At 73.8% G+C, this 18,606-nt stretch carries 15 protein-coding genes; 3 read left to right on the top strand and 12 right to left on the bottom strand.

Annotated elements, in window-relative coordinates:
- Positions 1-181: 181 nt before the first annotated feature.
- The 12 genes from ACFQQJ_RS05655 to mraZ all read right to left on the bottom strand — a co-directional run bounded on the left by ACFQQJ_RS05655 (position 182) and on the right by mraZ (position 14,156).
- On the bottom strand, positions 182-898 hold the full coding sequence (locus ACFQQJ_RS05655) for a cell division protein FtsQ/DivIB (protein WP_377104969.1): 717 nt from the start codon (positions 896-898) through the stop codon (positions 182-184).
- On the bottom strand, positions 895-2,304 hold the full coding sequence (murC, locus tag ACFQQJ_RS05650; protein WP_377104967.1) for a UDP-N-acetylmuramate--L-alanine ligase: 1,410 nt from the start codon (positions 2,302-2,304) through the stop codon (positions 895-897). The genes ACFQQJ_RS05655 and murC overlap by 4 nt, the downstream gene beginning before the upstream one ends.
- A 4-nt stretch (positions 2,305-2,308) precedes the next feature.
- Positions 2,309-3,409, bottom strand: coding sequence for a glycosyltransferase (locus ACFQQJ_RS05645; protein WP_377104965.1), 1,101 nt, complete (start codon positions 3,407-3,409; stop codon positions 2,309-2,311).
- Positions 3,410-4,675, bottom strand: coding sequence for a putative lipid II flippase FtsW (ftsW, locus tag ACFQQJ_RS05640; protein ID WP_377104963.1), 1,266 nt, complete (start codon positions 4,673-4,675; stop codon positions 3,410-3,412).
- A 15-nt stretch (positions 4,676-4,690) separates the two neighbouring features.
- Entirely contained in the window at positions 4,691-6,181 is a 1,491-nt protein-coding gene (gene murD / locus ACFQQJ_RS05635) for a UDP-N-acetylmuramoyl-L-alanine--D-glutamate ligase (RefSeq protein ID WP_377104961.1), read from the bottom strand.
- A complete protein-coding gene (gene mraY, locus ACFQQJ_RS05630; protein ID WP_377104959.1) occupies positions 6,163-7,230 on the bottom strand; it encodes a phospho-N-acetylmuramoyl-pentapeptide-transferase in 1,068 nt (355 codons plus the stop codon). Before mraY ends, murD begins: the two co-directional genes overlap by 19 nt.
- Positions 7,227-8,636, bottom strand: a complete 1,410-nt coding sequence (murF, locus tag ACFQQJ_RS05625; RefSeq protein ID WP_377104957.1) for a UDP-N-acetylmuramoyl-tripeptide--D-alanyl-D-alanine ligase — start codon at positions 8,634-8,636, stop codon at positions 7,227-7,229. The genes mraY and murF overlap by 4 nt, the downstream gene beginning before the upstream one ends.
- Positions 8,629-10,143 carry a UDP-N-acetylmuramoyl-L-alanyl-D-glutamate--2,6-diaminopimelate ligase gene (locus ACFQQJ_RS05620; protein ID WP_377104955.1) on the bottom strand — a complete coding sequence of 505 codons (1,515 nt, stop codon included), beginning with the start codon at positions 10,141-10,143 and terminating at the stop codon, positions 8,629-8,631. The genes murF and ACFQQJ_RS05620 overlap by 8 nt, the downstream gene beginning before the upstream one ends.
- 6 nt (positions 10,144-10,149) lie before the next feature.
- Positions 10,150-11,952, bottom strand: a complete 1,803-nt coding sequence (locus ACFQQJ_RS05615) for a peptidoglycan D,D-transpeptidase FtsI family protein (protein ID WP_377104953.1) — start codon at positions 11,950-11,952, stop codon at positions 10,150-10,152.
- 62 nt (positions 11,953-12,014) lie between these two features.
- On the bottom strand, positions 12,015-12,602 hold the full coding sequence (locus ACFQQJ_RS05610) for a hypothetical protein (RefSeq protein ID WP_377104951.1): 588 nt from the start codon (positions 12,600-12,602) through the stop codon (positions 12,015-12,017).
- Positions 12,599-13,573 (bottom strand): 16S rRNA (cytosine(1402)-N(4))-methyltransferase RsmH, encoded by a 975-nt coding sequence (gene rsmH / locus ACFQQJ_RS05605; RefSeq protein WP_377104949.1) that lies wholly within the window; start codon positions 13,571-13,573, stop codon positions 12,599-12,601. Before rsmH ends, ACFQQJ_RS05610 begins: the two co-directional genes overlap by 4 nt.
- A gap of 154 nt (positions 13,574-13,727) precedes the next feature.
- Positions 13,728-14,156 (bottom strand): division/cell wall cluster transcriptional repressor MraZ, encoded by a 429-nt coding sequence (gene mraZ / locus ACFQQJ_RS05600; RefSeq protein WP_377104947.1) that lies wholly within the window; start codon positions 14,154-14,156, stop codon positions 13,728-13,730.
- 132 nt (positions 14,157-14,288) lie between these two features.
- Here mraZ and ACFQQJ_RS05595 point away from each other — a divergent pair, with 132 nt between their 5' ends.
- The 3 genes from ACFQQJ_RS05595 to ACFQQJ_RS05585 are packed head-to-tail and all read left to right on the top strand — an operon-like array spanning position 14,289 to position 18,605.
- The gene (locus ACFQQJ_RS05595; protein WP_377104945.1) at positions 14,289-15,284 is read left to right on the top strand and encodes an AAA family ATPase; all 996 of its coding nucleotides are present in this window, start codon (positions 14,289-14,291) and stop codon (positions 15,282-15,284) included.
- 1 nt (position 15,285) lies between these two features.
- Positions 15,286-16,485, top strand: a complete 1,200-nt coding sequence (locus tag ACFQQJ_RS05590) for a DUF58 domain-containing protein (RefSeq protein WP_377104943.1) — start codon at positions 15,286-15,288, stop codon at positions 16,483-16,485.
- Complete coding sequence (locus tag ACFQQJ_RS05585; RefSeq protein WP_377104941.1) at positions 16,482-18,605, top strand: transglutaminaseTgpA domain-containing protein; 2,124 nt, start codon at positions 16,482-16,484, stop codon at positions 18,603-18,605. The genes ACFQQJ_RS05590 and ACFQQJ_RS05585 overlap by 4 nt, the downstream gene beginning before the upstream one ends.
- Position 18,606 lies beyond the last annotated feature (1 nt).

Below are 18,606 nucleotides of genomic sequence, written 5' to 3'. Positions count from 1 at the left end.
AACCCACCTTTATGCTCCGAGCCTGGGCCGCTCACACGGCATGAACCGACGAAGGTGAACGGGGAAGGGCACACTGCTTCGGCGTGAGCCCAAGGCTAGGCAACGGGTTTCGGGGTTGTCCAAGATTGCCCGGCCCCCCGGCGTGTCCCTCAAGTACGGGTTCAGGGTTGCCCGAGAAGGCCTAACGCCGTGTCGGGAAGGCGGGTGCGGACACGTTGAACTCCGTTCCGCCGAGCGGGAGCAGGGCGTCGAGCACCTGGCTCTTCAGCGCCGAGTCCTCCGCGCTCCCCCAGACCACCCGCACCCCGCCGTCCAGACGCAGCTCGATGCCGTCCCTGCTCGGCGCGGCCAGGCGGTTCACCGTGGCCGCGGTCTTCGGGCTGAGCGCGGAGAACACCGTGCCGACGTCGACGAGCACCTGCTGGTCCGCGGGGTCCGCGTCCACAACCACCAGCCCGGACGGGGCGGTGCGCACCGCCTCGAAGACCACCCCGGTGGCGTCGGCGACCAGGTAGCCCCCGCCCGCGGGGATCGCCAGCCGTGGCGCGCGTTCGGTGACGGCGATCCTCACCGTGCCCGGCCACTCGCGGGTCACCGTCACACCCGCGACCGGCGGCAGGCCCGCCACCCGCTCGGCCACAGCCCCGGTGTCGACGCGCACCAGCGGGGTGCCGATCCCGACACCCGCCGCGGCCACGACCTCGGCCTTGCTCAGCCGGTGCACGCCGGACACGCTCACCGCCCTGGCGGCGAGCACCGGGGAGAAACCGACCAGGTAGCCCGCGCCGACGACCAGCAGCAGGACGAGCGCCAGCACGAGCCAGCGCACCCACCGCCGGCGCCGGTCGCCCCTGCGGCGGAGCTCCAGCCGGGCGGTGGCGTCGCTGACCTGGCTCACCGCTGCGGCTCCAGGAGCCCGGCCAGCGCCGGGCCGACCCGGGTCACGTCACCCGCCCCGAGGGTCACGACGAGGTCACCGGGGCGTACCAGGGACGCCAGCGCGGGCGCGGCCCCTGCGAGCGCCTCGACGTAGTGGACCCGCCCGGGCGCCGAGTGCCCGGCGGCGTCGGCCACCAGCCGGCCGGTGACCCCGGGGAGGGGGTCCTCGCGCGCGGGATAGATGCCCAGGACGAGCACCTCGTCGGCCAGGGCGAGGGCGGCGCCGAACTCTGCGGCGAAGTCGCGGGTGCGGGTGAACAGGTGCGGCTGGAAGCAGGCGACCAGCCGACCGGTGCCGACCAGCCCGCGCGCGGCGGTGAGGGTGGCGGCCACCTCGGTCGGGTGGTGCGCGTAGTCGTCGAAGATGCGGACGCCGGCCACCTCACCGACGGGCTGGAAGCGCCGTGCGGTGCCGCGGAACGCCGCCGCCGCGGCGCGGAGGTCGGGGCCGGGCAGTCCCAGCGCCCGTCCGGCGGCGTACGCCGCTGCGACGTTGTGCAGGTTGTAGCGCCCGGGGACGGCGAGGACCACCTCGCCCACGTCCCCCGCCGCCTGGAGCACCGCCCTCGCGCCCGCCGGCGGGAACTCCGCAGACACCAGCCGCACGTCCGCCCCGGCCGACTCCCCGAAGGTGACCACGGTGCGCCCGGACGCCCTGATCGCCGGCGTGATCGCCACGGCTCCCGGGTCGTCGGCGCTGATCACCACTGTCTCCACCGCGCCGGAGGTGGCCAGCGCGACGAACCCGTCGGCGTAGGCCTGCGGCGTGCCCCAGTTGTCCAGGTGGTCGGCCTCGACATTGGTGATCACCACGACACCGGCCGGGTACTGGCGGAACGACCCGTCGCTCTCGTCGGCCTCGACGACGAACGGCGCGCCGGCGCCCAGGTGCCACGCCCGCCCGGTCGCGGCCAGCGGGGCGCCCACGACCCAGCTCGGGTCGGCGCCCGCGCCGGCGAGGATCGTCGCGGTCATCGCCGAGGTCGTGGTCTTGCCGTGCGTGCCGGTCACGGCGACGCCCGTCCGCCCCAGCATCAGGGCGGCCAGGGCCGCGCTGCGGTGCCACACCCGCAGGCCACGTCGCCGGGCCTCGGCGAGCTCGGGGTTGGTCTCGCGGACCGCGGACGACACCACGACGGTGCGCGCGTCCCCCAGCTGGGACGCGTCGTGGCCCACGAACGTGCCGATGCCCAGGGCCCGCAACTCTGCGAGCGTCGCGGAGTCGGCCTGGTCGCTCCCGGTCACCGGCACCCCCAGGCGGGCGTACATCGCGGCGACCCCGCTCATCCCGGCGCCGCCGATCGCGATGAAGTGCACGGCCCCCAGGTCGGCGACCGGCACCAGCGGCACGGGTTCGATCAGCATGGGTTCAGTGTCGCCGCTCGGCGACCTCGAGCACCAACCTGGCCAGCGCGGCGGACGCGTCCGCCGGGACGAGCCGCCGGCAGTCCGCCGACATGCGCGCCAGCCGATCGGGGTCGGTGAGCAGGGCGGTCGCCTCCCGGACCAGGCGGTCGGCGTCCAGGTCGGCGTCCGCGACGAGCAGCCCGGCCCCGGCCTCCACCAGGAAGGTCGCGTTGCGTGCCTGCTCGCCGTTGCCGTGGGGCAGCGGGACGAAGATCGTGGGCAGCCCGGTCATCGCCGTCTCCATCACCGTTCCCGCGCCGGCCCGGCCCACCATCAGGTCGGCGGCTGCGTAGGCGGTCTCCATCCCGTCCACGTAACCCACAGGGACGTACGCGGCACCGGTCGTCGGGTCGGTGCGGGGCACGGTCTGCTCGGTCAGGTTGGCCGGCCCGAGCACGTGCAGCACGGAGATGCCTGCGGCGAGCAGTCGTCCGGCCGCATCCGCCGTGGCGAGGTTCAGGCTGCGCGCCCCCTGCGAGCCGCCGCTGACCAGCAGAACCGGGCCGTCGGCGGGGAGCCCGAACCCGAGCCGCGCGCTGTCGCGCCGTGCCGCCCGGTCGAGGGTGGCGATCCCCGCACGCACGGGCAGCCCGAGGTGGACGGCGTGCGGCAGCCGGGTGTCGGCGAAGGTCGTGACCACGTGCGGGGTGAACCGGGCCGCGATGCGGTTAGCCAGGCCGGGCACGGCGTTCCCCTCGTGCAGCACGAGCGGGACACCGGCCCGCCGGGCGGCGAGGTAGACCGGGAGCGACACGTAGCCGCCGAAGCCGACGGCCACCTGGGCGGAGTGGGCGCGGAGGATCGCCCCGGCCTCGCGCACCGCGCGCACCAGGCGTCCGGGGACGGCGAGGAGTTCCGGGGTGAGCCGCCGGGGCAGGGGCACGGGCGGGATCATCTCCAGGCGCAGCCCCGCCTCCGGGATCACCCGGGACTCCAGGCCCTTCGGCGTACCGACGCAGGTGATGTCCACCTCGGCGAGCGAGGCCAGCGCGTTCGCCGTCGCGATCAGGGGCGAGGTGTGCCCGGCGGTCCCGCCGCCGGCCAGCACGATGCGGACGGCCATCTAGCCGCGCCCGGCAGCCGTGGTGACCAGCGCCTGTCCCCCGCGACGCGCGCGACGCCGCAGGAACGCACGCGACTGCGGCTCCTGGCGCGCGCAGGCCAGCAGGACGCCGAGGGCCATCAGGTTGGCCATCAGGGCGGAGCCCCCGTACGACAGCAGCGGCAGCGGGACGCCGAGGACCGGCATCATGCGCAGCACGACCGCGATGTTGACCAGCGCCTGGATCATGAACCAGCTGGTGATGCCGGCAGCGGTGTACCGGCAGAAGCGGATGTCGGAACGCATGGCGATCCGGAAGCCCGCGTAGCCGAGGATCAGGAACAGCGCGAGCACCATCAGGGTCCCCACCAGGCCGAGTTCCTCGCCGATGACCGCCAGCATGTAGTCGGTGTGGGACTCGACCAGACCGCCCCACTTCTGCCGGCTCGCGCCCAGTCCGAGGCCCCACCAGCCGCCCGAGGCGAGCGCGAAGATCGCCTTGATCGGCTGGTGGTTGACGCCGAGCGGGTCGATGTCCTGGTTGAAGAAGCCCAGGATGCGGGTCATGCGGTACGGGGTGGTGACGACGAGCCCGCCCACGACCACCGCGACCCCGCCGACGAGGCTGCCGATGACTTTCCACGACGCGCCGACGTACCACAGGGCCGCCATCACCAGGGCGCCCATGATGATGCCGGTGCCGAGGTCGGACTGGAGCACGACGAGGCCGATCAGCAGCAGCGACACCGGCAGGAACGGGATCAGCAGGTGGCGGGGGTCGCTGAGGCTCTTGTACTTGCGGGCGAAGATGTCCGCGCCCCACATCACGATGGCGAGCTTCGCCAGCTCCGAGGGCTGCACGCCGAACCACGAGACGCCGAACCGGACCCAGTTCGTGTTGCCGTTGTTGGAGAAGCCCAGCGGGCTGAAGGTGAGCATCTCCAGCACCAGGGACGCCACCACGAGCCCCCACGCGATCACCTTGAGCTGCTTCGGGGACCGCTGGGCGAGAACGAAGGCCGCGACGCCGCCGATGACGAGGAAGATCGCCTGGCGCTTCACGAAGTAGTAGGCGTCGTCGTACCGCACGAACGCGTAGACGCTGGAGGCGGAGAGCACCATCATCACGCCGAGGGCCATCAGCAGGACGGCCGGCACCAGCACGAGGAAGAAGCTCGCCTGGGGGTGCGCGAGCCACTCGACCACGAGACTGCGCCGGCGTCCCTGCACGGGGGTGTCCGGCTCAGTTCCGCGGCGATCCACGGCGGGGGAAGTCAGGATCGCCACTTGTTCTCATGCCTCCTATCCGGGGAGTGCCCGTGCCGCCGCGGCGAAGGCGTCGCCGCGGGCCGCGTAGTCGGTGAACATGTCCCTGCTGGCGCAGCCGGGAGCGAGCAGCACCACGTCGCCGGACACCGCCCGGGACGCCGCCCACTCGACCGCCTGCTGCATTGCTCCATGATCGCTGAGCTCGAGCACGTTCACCGGAACCTCGGGTGCGTGTCGGGCCAGCGCGTCGGCGATCACCCGTCGGTCCACGCCGAGCACGACGACGGCGCGCAGCTTGGGCGCGACGGCGGTGACGAGGTCGTCGAAGCTGGTCCCCTTCGCCTGCCCGCCGGCGATCCAGACCACGTGGTCGAAGGCGGCCAGCGAGGCCGCGGCGGCGTGCGGGTTGGTGGCCTTGGAGTCGTCCACGTACCGCACCCCGGCCACCTCCGCGACGGTCTGGATGCGGTGGTCGCCCAGCTTCAGGCGTCGCAGCCCGTCCGCCACGGCCGTCGGCGGCACCCCGAAGGAGCGTGCGAGCGCCGCCGCGGCGAGGGCGTTCGCCACGTTGTGGGGGGCGTGGGGGACGACGTCGGCGAGCTTGGCGATCTCGACGGCGGAGTCGCGCCGCTGCGGGATGAAGGCCCGGTCGACCAGCAGGTCGTCCACCACGCCGAGCATGGACGGCGCGGGGATGCCGAGGGTGAACCCGATGGCGCGGGCGCCCTCGACCACCTCCGCCTCCTCGACCATGTGCTCGGTCGCCGGGTCGGCGACGTTGTAGACGCAGGAGTGCGTCACGCCGGAGTAGATCCTGGCCTTGTCGGCGGCGTAGGCGGCCATCGGGTCGGACGCGCCGGGCGGCCAGCCGGCCGCGTCCGCGTACCACTCGAGGTGGTCGGGGGCGAGGTTCAGGACGGCGGCCGAGTGCAGCGAGAGGCTGTGGGTCCAGTGCAGCTGGAAGCTCGACAGCTCGACGGCCAGGACGTCGTAGGAGACCTCGTCGAGCACCGCCTCGACGATCGGCCGTCCGACGTTGCCGACGGCGCTGGTGCGGAGCCCCGCGGCCGTGAGCATCGACTCCAGCATGCCGACCGTTGTGGTCTTGCCGTTGGTGCCGGTGACGGCGAGCCAGGGGACGGTACGGTCGGGCCGGCTCATCCGCCAGGCGAGTTCGACCTCTCCCCACACCGGGACCCCCCGCAGCGCCGCCTGCGCCAGCAGGGGCGCGGACGGGCGCCAGCCGGGCGAGGTGACCACGAGGTCGACGTCGGCGGGGAGTTCGTCCGTGGCGCCGGGGCCCAGCCGCACCTCGGCGTCCAGCATCTCCAGCACGGTGGCCTTCTCGAGGTTGGCCGGGCTTTCCGACTCGTCGCGCACCAGCACCTGCGCGCCGAGGTCGAGCAACCCGTCCGCCGCGGCGAAGCCGGACGTGCCGAGCCCGGCGACCAGCACGCGGGCCTGCGGCCACGGCGAGAGTCGGTCCGCGGTCGCGAGCCAGGGCTTCACTGGCCCACCACCCATTCGGCGTAGAAGATGCCGATGCCCGCCGCGGCCGACAGGCCGGCGATGATCCAGAACCGGATGGTGATCGTGACCTCCGCCCAGCCGAGCAGCTCGAAGTGGTGCTGCAGCGGCGCCATCTTGAACAGTCGCTTGCCCTTGGTGAGCTTGAACCAGCCCACCTGGAGCACGACGGAGGCGGCGATGATCACGAACAGGCCGGCGATGATCGGCATCAGCAGCTCGGTGCGGGTGAGCACGGCCATGGCGGCCAGCGCGCCGCCGATCGCCAGCGACCCGGTGTCGCCCATGAAGATCTTGGCCGGGCTGGCGTTCCACCACAGGAAGCCGAAGCACGCGCCGGCCAGCGCCATCGAGACCACCGCCAGGTCGTGGGGGTTGCGCACCTCGTAGCACAGCGGGCCGGCGTCGGCCCACGCGCAGGACTGGTTGTACTGCCAGACGTTGACGAAGGTGTACGCGGCGAACGCCATCGCCGCAGCGCCGGTCGCCAGCCCGTCCAGCCCGTCGGTGAGGTTCGCGGCGTTCGACCAGGCGGCGACGAGGAAGACGATCCACAGCACGGCCAGCCACAGCGGGAGCTGGGTCCAGGGCAGGTCGCGCAGGAACGAGACGAACTGGCTCGCCGGGGTGATGCCCCTGGCGTCCGGGAACTGGAAGGACAGCACCGCGAAGGCCACGGCCATCACCGCCTGGAGGCTGAACTTCGCCCAGGCCCGCAGGCCCAGCGAGCGGGCCTTGCTGATCTTGATCCAGTCGTCCGCGAATCCCACCAGGCCCAGCCCGGTGAACAGCCCGAGGGCGAGCATGCTGGTGGCGGTCGGGACGGTCCAGGTGGCGAGGTGGGCGATCGTGTACGCGAGCAGGACGCTGATGATGATCACGATGCCGCCCATGGTGGGCGTGCCGCGCTTGGTGTGGTGGCTGGTCGGGCCGTCGTCCCGGATGAACTGCCCGTAGCCGCGGCTGACCAGGAAGCGGATCGCGTACCGGGTGCCGAGCAGGGTCCCCAGGAGCCCGATCCCGCCGGCGAGCAGGATGCTCCTCATCCGCGTCCGCCTTCCGGTGCTGACAGCTCTTCGGCCACGGACTCCAACGCTAGCCCCCGGGAGGCCTTCACGAGCACCACGTCCGCAGGACCCAGCCCTCGCGCCGCCTCGGCGGCGGCACCGGCCCGGTCGGGCAGGGTGACGGACGGGCCGCCGAACCCCGCCGCCAGGTCGGCGGCATGGGCACCGACCGCGACGAGCCGGTCGACGCCGAGCCCTGCGGCGAGCGCGCCGGCCTCACGGTGCCGCTCCGCGGCCGTCGGCCCGAGCTCCAGCATGTCGCCGAGCACGGCGACGAGGGCCCCGCCGGGGCGCCGCAGGGACGCCAGCGTCCGCAGGGCCGCTGCCATCGAGTCGGGGTTGGCGTTGTACGCGTCGTTGACCACGAGCACGCCGTCGGAGCGCTCGTGCAGTTCCATGCGCCAGCGCGAACGGGCCTCCGCCCGTCCCAGCGCCTCCGCGACGTCCGGCACGGCCAGACCCTGGGTGAGTCCGACGGCTGCGGCCAGGAGGGCGTTGCCCACCTGGTGGGAGCCGGAGACACGCAGCCGCACCGGTGCGGAACCGGCGGCCTCGCCGTCGGCGTGCAGGGTGAACGAGGGACGTTGGAGCCCGTCCGCGACCGCGCCGGAGGCCCAGACCCGCAGGTCGCCCCACCCCGGCTCGCCCGCGACGCTGACCGCAGCCGGGCGCGCGACGGTACGGCCGGCCATCGGCGTGACGAGCGGGTCGTCGGCGTTGAGCACCGCCCAGCCGTCGGCCGGGAGGGCCTCGACGAGCTCGCCCTTGGCCTGTGCGATCGCCTCCACGGAGCCGAACTCGCCCAGGTGCGCGTGGCCCACGTTCACCACCACGCCGACCCGGGGCGGGACGATGCCGCACAGCCAGGAGATGTGGCCCTGCCCGCGCGCACCCATCTCGCTGACAAGGAAGCGGGTCGAGGGACCCACGCGGGTGGCCGTGAGCGGGACGCCGATCTCGTTGTTGAAGGACCCCACGGGGGCGACGGTCTCGCCCGCGCCGGCCAGCACCTGGGCCACGAGGTCCTTGGTGCTGGTCTTGCCGGAGGACCCCGTGATGCCGATGGTCACCAGGCCGTGGCCGAGGGCCTCGGCCACCACGGACGTGCCGAGGACGGCCAGCGCTGCGGCGGCGTCGTCCGCGAGGAACTGCGGAACCGCGAGCGGGAGCTCTCGCGTGCCGAGCACGGCCGACGCGCCGGCGGCCACGGCCCGCGCGGCGTAGTCGTGCCCGTCCGCGTGCTCGCCGGGGAGCGCGACGAACAGGCTGCCGGGACCGGCGAGCCGGGAGTCAACGACCACCCCGGGCCCGACCACCACCTCCGGGTCGCCGACCAGCCGCGTCCCCGCCATCACCGCGAGTTCGCCGGCGCTCACCTCACGCATCCGTCCCCCTCACCTCGGCCCACGCCTGCGTCACCACACGGACATCGTCGAACGGGATCGTCCGGTCCGCCAACTGCTGGCCGCTCTCGTGCCCCTTACCCAGCACCGCCACCCAGTCCCCGGGACGTGCCAGGCCAAGGGCGAGCCGGATCGCGTCCGCACGGGACCCCCCGTCGTGGACCTGCGCACCCGAGGACGCCGCCACCTCCCGCGCACCGGCAAGGACGGCCCGGCGGATCGCCTCCGGCGACTCGCTGCGGGGGTTGTCGTCGGTCACGACCACCACGGACGCCGCCGCGGCCGCCGCGGCGCCCATCGGTCCGCGTTTGGCCTGGTCGCGGTCGCCGCCGCAGCCGAGCACCGCGATGCGCCGGCCGGGAGGGAGCCCCTCCAGGGCAGCGGTGACGGCCTCGGGGGTGTGCGCGAAGTCCACGACGACGCCCGGCGCCGCAGGGCCGAGGTCCACCCGCTGCATCCGGCCGGGGACGAAGGCCGTGGCCAGCCCCGGCAGGGCGACGTCGAGGTCGACGCCGGCCAGGTCGAGCATCGCGGCGGCGGTCGCGGCGTTGCGCGCGTTGAACTCCCCGAGCAGCCCGAGCACGAAGGTGCGCTCGCCGCCGGGGGTGGCGAGCGTGACCACGCTGGAGCCGTCCGCTGCCGGCTCCCTGCGGGTCACCCGGTAGTCGCCGGTGCTGCCGGTCGTGGCCAGCGGGACGGCGCCCGCTGCCAGCTCCGCGGCCAGCCGGCGCCCGTACTCGTCGTCGGTGTTGACCACGGCCGCCCGGCAGCGGCCGTCGCGGAACAGGCGGGCCTTGGCCTGGAAGTAGTCCTCCTGGCCGGCGTGGAAGTCGAGGTGGTCGCGGCCGAGGTTGGTGAACCCGGCCACGTCGAAGACGAGCTCGTCCACCCGGTGCAGGGCAAGGGCGTGGGAGGAGACCTCCATAGCGACGGTGTCCGCGCCGTGCTCGGCGAGGTACCCGAGCAGCGCCTGGAGGTCGGGCGACTCCGGCGTGGTGACCGTCGTGCGGCCGGAGGCGAGCGGGCGCCCGTCGAGGGCGAACCCGATCGTGCCGATCGTGCCGACGCTGTGGCCGGCGGCGGACAGCGCCGCGGCGAGCAGGAAGGTCGTGCTGGTCTTGCCCGCCGTCCCGGTGACGCCGAACAGGTCGAGCCGGTCCCCGGGTCGTCCGTAGAGGTCCGCGGCCACCCGCGCCATCTCCGTCCGCGGGTCGGGCACCACGGCCACGGGGACGCCGATGCCCGCCAGCAGCGCGGCGCCGTCGGTGTCGGTCAGGACGGCCGCGGCCCCGCCGGCGACGGCCTGGGCGGCGAAGGCCGCGCCGTGCACCGTCCGCCCGGGAAGGGCGACGTACAGGTCACCGGGGAGGACGCCCCGGGAGTCGAGCGTGATGCCGGTCACGACCGCACGACCGGATCCCGGCAGCAGGTCGTCGAGCAGGGTCCCCGGGGTGGCGGAGGGCCGCAGCACCGCGGGTGTGGTGGTCATGGACGGTCACCTTAACTTGTCCGGCGAGACCGGGAGGTGCGGCACCTTGCCGGTCGTCTGCGGGACGCCGTAGCGGGTCAGCGCGATGTTCATGATGTCCTGCCACGCCGGACCGGCCACCGAGGAGCCGGACGAGCCACGGGTCGGGTTGTCGACCACGACGTAGACCAGCAGCTGCGGGTCCTCGACGGGGGCGATGCCGATCGTGGAGGTGACCAGGCCCCGGAAGCAGTTGCAGGAGGTGTCGAACTTCTTGGAGGTACCGGTCTTCGCGCCCACGCGGTAGCCGGGAACGTCGAACGTGTGGCTGACGCTCTGCTGCGCCATCGTCTCCATCATCGACAGCATGGTCGAGGCCGTCTCCTCCGACACCACCCGGTGGGGCTCGGCCAGCGGCAGCGTGGCCACCGTGCCGTCGGCCTTCGTGGTGGAGGCGATCAGGGTCGGCTTGTTGTAGACGCCCTTGTTCGCGATGGCGGCCACCGCCGCGGCCTCCTGCACCATCGTGACCGCGACCGCGCTGCCGCCGAAGGCCGCGCCGTCACGGGCGTAGTCGGGCATGTCGGCCGCGGGCAGGATGCCCGAGGACTCGCCGGGGAGGCCGATGCCGGTCTTCTTCCCCAGCCCGAAGCTCACCCAGTAGTCGTGCAGCGCCTGCTTGCTGGCCTTGCGGGAGAGCAGGATCGTGCCGATGTTGGACGACTTCGCCAGGACGCCGCGCACGTAGAGGCGGATCTTGCCGTGATCCTCCGCGTCGCGGATGTACTGGTCGCCCGAGCGCACCTTCGCCGGCACCGTGACGATGTCGGTGTCCTTGATCAGCCCCATGTCGATGAGTGCGGACAGGGTCAGCGTCTTCTGCACGCTGCCGGGGGTGAACGGGTCGGTCACCGCCCGGTTCGGGACGTTGTTCTGGTCGGCCTTGCCGCCGTTGTTGGGGTCGAAGCTCGGGTACTGCGCGAGCGCGAGCACCTCCCCCGTCTTCGGGTTCATGACCATCGCCATCCCGGTCGTGGCGTTGGTCAGCCGCATCCGGTCGCCGAGCACCTGCTCGACCTGCCACTGCAGGCCGGCGTCGAGGGTGAGCCGGTAGTCCAGCCCGTTGACGGGCTCGACGAGGGCGTTGTCGCCCAGCGGGATCCGGCCGTTCGGGGAGTCCTCGTAGGCCTCCTTGCCGTCGACGCCGGACAGGGTCTTGTCGAGCGCGAACTCCAGGCCGCTCGCCCCGTCCCCGTTGTCGTTGACGAAGCCGAGGATGTTGGCGGCGAGGACGCCGTTGGGGTACACCCGCGTGGGCTGGTTCTCCGACCGCAGGCCGACGAGCTTCTGCTCCGCCATCGCGGCGATGATCTGGCGGTAGGTGGCGGCGGGCACCTTCTGCCGGATGGGCTGGTAGGACTCGCCCGTGCCGCTCGCGGTGAGGCGAGGCAGGTAATCCTCCGGGACGCCTCCGAGGTACTGCACGAGGATCGCGGCGATCTTCGCCGGCGCGGCGGCTGCGGCCTCGCGGTCGGCATCGCTGAGCGGGGCGCTGCCGCGTCCGTTCGTGCGGATCTGGCGGGCGTCCGCGATGACCTTCACCGTGTCCTGGGTCTGCGCGAGGACCTCGCCGTTGCGGTCGGTGATCGTCCCGCGGAACGCGGGCAGCACGTGGCTGACCGTCATCTGGTCCGCCGCTTCCGCCGCCACGTTGTTGGCGTCGATCGCCTGCACCTGCACGGCACGTCCCGCGGCGAGGGAGAACACCACGGCCACGACGATCAGCAGGCTGCGGACGCGTCCCACCGACCGCGCCAGCGGCAGCCTCACCCGACGCTTCCGGGAGCTGCCGGACCGCGCACGGTCGGCAAAGAAGCGGTCGAGGGGCCGGCTCACGGCTGCGTCCCCTGCTTCGCCGCGTCCTCCTTCGCCTTCTCGGCCTCGGCCTTCTTCCTCGCCTCAGCCTCCTTCTTCGCCTTGGCCTCCGCCTTCGCCTTCGCCTCGGCCTTCAGCCGCGCCTTGCGCTCGGCCTCCGCCTTGGCGAGCGCCTTCACCTGTGCGTCGGCCTGCTCGGGGGTGAGGTAGCGGACCCCGGGGATCTCCACGCCCGTCACCGCGGACGCCGTCCCGACCACGGTGCCGTCCGGCAGCTGGAGCTGGGCACCGTAGGGGTTCGGCCGCATGCCGAGGTGCTGCGCGGCGACCGCGAGGTTCTGCACAGAGCGGGTGTCGGCGAGCTGGGCCTGGAGCGCGGAGAGCTGGTCGGCCAGCCGCTCGGCCTCGCGCTGCTTGGCCTGCACCGAGAACGTCTGGTCCTGCAGGGCCGTGGTGAGCACCAGCAGCGCGACCATGCCGACGGCCAGCACGAGCGCCACCACCATCGCGAACGGGACGGTGGCCATCCGCCGGCGCCGGGGCTCGACCGGGCGCAGCGACGGGCGGGGCGATCGCTCGGGACGGGGGGCGAGCAGGGCGGTCATCGGGGCACCTCCTGGGGGTTGCGGGCGATCACGCGCAGGCGTGCGGATGCGGCCCGGGGGTTTGCCTGGATCTCCGCGGGCCCGGGGCGCTCCGCACCCCGGGTCAGCAGCGTGTACTGGGCCCGGTAGGCGGCCGGGACATCGGGGACGCCGGCCGGCACGCGGTCGGTCGAGGCTGCGGCGAAGGCGCGCTTGACCATCCGGTCCTCCCCGGAGTGGTAGGCCAGCACGGCCATCCGGCCGGAGGGCGCCAGTGCGTCGAGCGCGGCCGGCAGCACCGCGGCGAGGGCTTCGAGCTCCGCGTTGACGACGATCCGCAGCGCCTGGAACGTCCGCTTCGCCGGGTGGCCACCGGTGTTGCGGGCCGCGGCGGGGATCGCGTCCGCGATCACCTGCACCAGGCGCGCGGAACTGGTGAAGGGCGCGTCCGCACGGGCGGCGACGATGCGGTCCGCGATCCGCTCGGCGAACCGCTCCTCTCCGTGCACGCGGAGGATCCGCGCCAGGTCGGCGGCGGCCCAGGTGTTCACGATGGTGGCGGCGGTGAGCGGGGAGTCGGGGTCCATGCGCATGTCCAGCGGGGCGTCCACCGAGTAGGCGAAGCCGCGGTCGCGGCGGTCGATCTGGAGGGACGACAGCCCGAGGTCGAGCAGGACGGCCTGCACGGGGCGCCGGCCGGCGCGGGCCAGCACGTCGGGAAGCTCGGAGTAGACCGCGCGGAAGAGGGCGACGCGGTCGCCGAAGCGGGCCAGCCGCTCCCCCGCCACCGCCAGCGCGGCCGGGTCACGGTCGATGCCGACCAGCCGTGCCTGCGGGCACGCGTCCAGGATGAGGGCGGCGTGGCCGCCCAGCCCGAGGGTGCCGTCGACGTAGGTGGAACCGGGCGCGGCCAGCGCCGGGGCCAGCACCTCCACGATCCGCTCGGCGAGCACGGGTACGTGAGTAGCCCTCGCGTCGTCGGTGGGAACCATGCCTCGACCCTCGCCCTGCCTCGTGTGAACCGTACGGCTCGTGCGCCGTGGTTCCGAGCCGGACCGTCGTCGGCGCCTGGCACCGGGGAAGGTGCGCCAGGAACCCGACGGTCCGGATCGGAGCCGCAACCGCACGAGCCGGTACCCACAGCGGTCAGCCCACCGCAGGTGCTCCCTCGTCCAAGGCCGCGAAGGCCTCTTCCTGTGCTGCCGAGTAGTCCGCCCAGGTCGCCGCGTCCCACACCTCGAGGCGGTTGAACGCCCCGATCACGACGATCTCCTTCATCAGGCCCGCGTAGGCCCTCAGTGGTGGCGGGACGGTGACCCGTCCCTGGCTGTCCGGCAGCTCGTCCGAGGCGCCCGAGGCCACCATGCGCTGGTAGTCCCGCACCCCGCGGACCGTGGAGGGCCCGTTCGCCGAGTTGGCCACCTCGGCCATGAAGGCCTCGGTGGGCCAGATCGCCAGGCAGCGATCCTGCGCCCGGGTGATGACCAGGCCGGCCGACAACTGCTCACGGAACTTCGCGGGCAGGAAGAACCGTCCCTTGTCGTCGAGCTTGGGGGTGTAGGTGCCCAGGAACACGGGTCCTTCCCCCTTCACTCTCCTCCACTTGGCGCCACAGTACTCCACTTTGCTCCACTGCACACCCCATTCGTCCCCATTTCCCCCACCGCCCGCCACCGCCTCCTTGCCGGGCCTTCGGGGGCGCCGCCTATGGTTGAGCGGCAGAGGGGAGGCAACGTGGACGCCGAACGCGAGCGCGAGATCGCAGACGTGCTGGCGCTGGCCGGCGCCGTCCGCGGGGCCGTCGGCCAGGTCATCGAGGGCAAGCCCGAGGTGGTGGACCTCGCCATCACCGCGCTGCTCGCCGAGGGCCACCTGCTGATCGAGGACGTGCCGGGCGTCGGCAAGACCATGCTCGCCAAGTCGCTGGCCAAGGCCATCGACTGCACCGCGCGCCGCGTCCAGTTCACCCCCGACCTGCTCCCGACGGACATCACCGGGGTGTCGGTCTACAACCAGTCGACCCGCTCCTTCGAGTTCAAGCCCGGCGGCGTCTTCGCGAACCTCGTGATCGGCGACGAGATCAACCGCGCCTCGCCGAAGACCCAGTCGGCGCTGCTGGAGGCGATGGAGGAACGCCGGGTCAGCGTGGACGGCACCACCCACCTGCTGCCGCGGCCCTTCCTGGTGGTCGCCACCCAGAACCCGATCGAGATGGAGGGCACCTACCCCCTTCCCGAGGCGCAGCGCGACCGCTTCCTGCTGCGGATCTCGATGGGCTACCCGAGCCCCGCCGCCGAGGTGGCCATGCTCGACCACCACGGGGAGTCCGACCCGCTGGAGCCGCTCCAGCCGGTGACCGACGCGGAATCGGTGATGCGCGCCATCCGCATCGTCCGCTCGGTGTTCGTCCACCCGGCGGTCAAGGAGTACCTGGTCGCCATCGTGAACCAGACCCGCGCCCTCCCCCAGACACGCCTCGGCGCGTCCCCGCGCGCCGGCCTCCAGCTTCTCCGTGCCGCGAAGGCCCGCGCGGCGATGGACGGCCGGGCCTACGTCATCCCCGACGACGTCTCCGCTCTCGCCGCACCGACCCTCGCCCATCGGGTGCTGCTGAACACCCAGTCGCAGCTCTCCGGGCAGGACGGCTCCGACCTGGTCACCGCGGCCGTGCGGGCCGTTCCGGTACCGGCAGGGCGCGGGTGACATGAACCTGACCGCCCGCGGCTGGGCCCTGGTGGGGGCCGGGGTCGCGTGGTGCGCGGTGGCGTTCGTCGTCGGCCAGCGCGACCTGTGGTGGCCCGGCCTGTTCCTCGCGCTCCTGCCGGTGGCGAGCCTGCTCCTCCTCCTGCCCGGCACCGCGCGCCTCCGCGTACAGCGGCGGGTGAGTCCCGCCCGGCTGGGCGTCGGCGGGACCGCCCGGGTCGAGCTCCTCCTCGAGCCGGGCGGCATCGCCCTCGGCGGGGTGTCGCGGGTGCGCGACCTGCTGCCGGATGCGCTCGGGGACGCCCGGTGGTACGGCTTCGCCGCCGGCCTGGGCCGCTGGCGGCAGTCCGTCCGCTACGAGCTGCGTCCGCGCCGCCGGGGGCGGCACGCGATCGGGCCCGTGGAGCGCAGTGTCGCGGACGGCCTCGGGCTGGCCCGCGCACGGTTCACCGCACGCGGCAGCACCGAGGTCCTGGTGACCCCGCGGGTGGAGCCGCTGTCCAACCAGCGCGGGGCGTCCGGGGTCGGGCAGGCCACCGACACCACCCTGCTGCGCACCGGCCTCGGCAGCGCGGACGACGTGCTGGTCAGGGAGTACCAGCAGGGCGACGACGTGCGGCGGATCCACTGGCGCTCGAGCGCGCACACGGGCCAGCTGATGGTCCGTCGCGAGGAACGGGCCTGGGACCCCAGCGCCACCGTCGTGGTCGACAACCGCGCGCTGGCGTACTCGTCCCGTGCCCACGACGAGCGGCTGGAGTGGGTGGTCTCGGCCGCGGCCTCGGTCTCGATCCACCTCCTTCGCGACGGGTTCGACCTGGGCCTCGTCGCCGCGGACGGCCGCCTCCTCAGCCCGCACCGGCTGGGCTCCGGCCGCGAGGAGGTGGTGCTCGAGCACCTGGCGGAGCTCGCCACCGACCCTGCGCCCTCGCTGCGCGAGGCACTCGGCGCGAGCGGGCGCGGCGCGGAGGGCCAGCTGCTCGTGGCCGTCCTAGGCCGGGTGGACGCCGCGGATCTCGACGCGCTCGCCGACGCCGGACGCCACGGGCGCGCATGCTGGGCCGTCCTCGTCCCCCGGTCCCGTGAGGACGCGAACAGTGCGGACGCGGTGCGCGCGACGGGCTGGAAGTGCGTGGTCGCCGGTCCCGGCACGTCGATCGCCGCGGCCTGGCACGAGCTCGGCGTCGAGGACGAGCGGTGACCGCGGCCGGCCGGATGAGCGCCGCCTCGGCCGTCGCGGCGATGGCGGCGGGCGTCCCGATCGTCGCGCTCACCGAGGACCGCAGTTTCCTGGCCCTCGCCGGTGCCCTGGTCGCCCTCAGCGTCGCCCTCGGCCTGCTCGCGCGGCACGGCGGCTCCGGCGAGGTCGTCGTCCGCCTGGTGCAACTGCTGCCGGCAGCGCTGGTGCCGTGGCTCGCCCCGGCAGCGTCCGAGCCGCTCGCGCTCTACGCGGAGACCGCCGAGTTCGTGCGGGAGTCCTTCGCCCCGATGCCGTACCAGTCCGGCGTCGCCCTCTTCAGCGCGCTGCTGCTGTGGGTGCTGTACCTGCTGGTCGAGACACTGGCTGTCGGCCTTGCCTCCCCCGCGTGGACGTTCCCCGTGCTGGTGCTGCCCTACCTGGTGCCGACCCTGGCCATCTACGCGGAGACCAGCCCCGCGCTGTTCGCCTTCCCGGCCGCCGGCTACGCCCTGGTGCTCGCCACCGCGTCGCGCAACGCCGCAGCGGGCCCGCCCGGGACGCACGAGGCAACGGCCGCCGGCTGGCGCCGCGGCGTGCTGACCGCGGCCACGATCGCCACGACGCTCGCCCTGGCCGGGGCCGTGCTCGCCGCGCAACCGATCCCCGAGCGCTTCGGCGACCGGACCGACACCTTCGGTCAGGGCACCGTCCAGCTGGGCGACCCGAGCATCGACCTCATCCGCAACATCAACGCGACGGCCGACCGGACCGTCCTGACCTACCGGACCTCGGACGGGGAGGGCCAGTACCTGCGGCTGGCTGCGCTGTCGGCCTTCGACGAGAAGGGCTTCCACCTCGTGGCGACCGATCTCGTCGCGCTCCAGTTCGGCGGGGACCTGCCGCGGGTGGGTAGCGCGCAGGCGGTCGAGACCTCCGTCGAGGTCGGCGACCTGGCCAGCGAGTACCTGCCGATGCCGTGGTTCCCGGTCGCGGCGCAGGTGCCGGGCGACAACTGGCGCTACGACCCCCGCACCCTTGCCGTCGTGGCCGTCGGCGACGGTCGTGCGAGCGCCACCCGTGACCTCGCCTACACCGCCCGGACGGCGCGGCTGCCCGGCCTGGAGACGATGCTGCCGACGCTGGCCGAACCCGGCGAGCCGGGTGACGGCGGACTCACCCTCGCCCTGCCGCCGGAGCTGCCGGACTCCGTCCGCCGGCTCGCGGTGGAGGTGACGACCCGGGCGGGCGCGGAGACCGCGGGCGAGAAGGCGCTCGCGCTCGCGTCCTTCCTGCGCTCGGACGCGTTCCGCTACAACACCCGCGTCGCCCCGGGCACCACGCTGGGCACCCTCGAGGACTTCCTGCTGGGCAGTCGCACGGGCTACTGCGAGCAGTTCGCCGGCTCGCTGGCCGTGCTGGCCCGTGCGGTCGGCATCCCGTCGCGGGTCGTGGTCGGCTTCCTTCCCGGCACCGAACGGGGGGAACGGTGGGAGGTGTCCACCCGGAACATGCACGCCTGGGTGGAACTCTCCTTCGGCAACGGTGTGGGCTGGGTGCCCGTGGACCCGACCCCCGGTGGCGCCACCGCCGGTGGCGGCGGGACGTCGAGCGCGAGCGCCGTCCCCAGTTCTGCCCCGACGCCGACCGTCCCGACGGCTGCGCCGACCACCGTCGACGAGCCCGTGCTCCCCGGCGCCGGCGCGCAGGACGGCCTCGCGGCAGGAGGACCGGGCTGGCTGGCGGGCGCCGCGGGACTGGCGCTGGTGCTCGGTGCCGCCCCGCGGCTGGTGCGGGCCGCGCAGCGGCGCAGCCGGCTCAGGCCCGGCGCCGACCCGGCGAGGGCCGGAGAACGTGCGTGGCGGGAGGTGCGGGCGGTCGTGCTCGACCACGCCGGGCCGTGGCCGGACGGGACGAGCCGGCAGGTCGCCACCCTGCTGGGCTCCCGGCTGGACGAGGACGGCCGCGAGGCGCTGTGGGCCCTGGCGGTCACGGTGGAGCGCGGCCGCTACGACCGGGAGCCGGCCGCCGCTGACGCCCTCCCCGCGCTGGTCGGGAGGGTCAGTCGGTCAGTGGAAAGGCGGTGGGCAGTGCCCACCGCCGGGAAGTGGTGGCCGCGGTCGCTGTGGCGGCCGGGCCGGTGAC

The sequence above is a fragment of the Propionicimonas sp. T2.31MG-18 genome, from assembly GCF_964266745.1.
In the GTDB taxonomy this organism is placed as follows: Bacteria; Actinomycetota; Actinomycetes; order Propionibacteriales; family Propionibacteriaceae; genus Propionicimonas.
This window is presented reverse-complemented; position numbering and strand designations above follow the sequence as displayed.

Excerpts from the sequence above, each read along its gene's own strand:
- murC (WP_377104967.1), bottom strand. The coding sequence starts at position 2,304 with ATGCTGATCGAACCCGTGCCGCTGGTGCCGGTCGCCGACCTGGGGGCC.
- ACFQQJ_RS05645 (WP_377104965.1), bottom strand. The coding sequence starts at position 3,409 with ATGGCCGTCCGCATCGTGCTGGCCGGCGGCGGGACCGCCGGGCACACC.
- murD (WP_377104961.1), bottom strand. The coding sequence starts at position 6,181 with ATGGGTGGTGGGCCAGTGAAGCCCTGGCTCGCGACCGCGGACCGACTC.
- mraY (WP_377104959.1), bottom strand. The coding sequence starts at position 7,230 with ATGAGGAGCATCCTGCTCGCCGGCGGGATCGGGCTCCTGGGGACCCTG.
- murF (WP_377104957.1), bottom strand. The coding sequence starts at position 8,636 with ATGCGTGAGGTGAGCGCCGGCGAACTCGCGGTGATGGCGGGGACGCGG.
- ACFQQJ_RS05620 (WP_377104955.1), bottom strand. The coding sequence starts at position 10,143 with ATGACCACCACACCCGCGGTGCTGCGGCCCTCCGCCACCCCGGGGACC.
- ACFQQJ_RS05610 (WP_377104951.1), bottom strand. The coding sequence starts at position 12,602 with ATGACCGCCCTGCTCGCCCCCCGTCCCGAGCGATCGCCCCGCCCGTCG.
- rsmH (WP_377104949.1), bottom strand. The coding sequence starts at position 13,573 with ATGGTTCCCACCGACGACGCGAGGGCTACTCACGTACCCGTGCTCGCC.
- ACFQQJ_RS05595 (WP_377104945.1), top strand. The coding sequence starts at position 14,289 with ATGGTTGAGCGGCAGAGGGGAGGCAACGTGGACGCCGAACGCGAGCGC.
- ACFQQJ_RS05590 (WP_377104943.1), top strand. The coding sequence starts at position 15,286 with ATGAACCTGACCGCCCGCGGCTGGGCCCTGGTGGGGGCCGGGGTCGCG.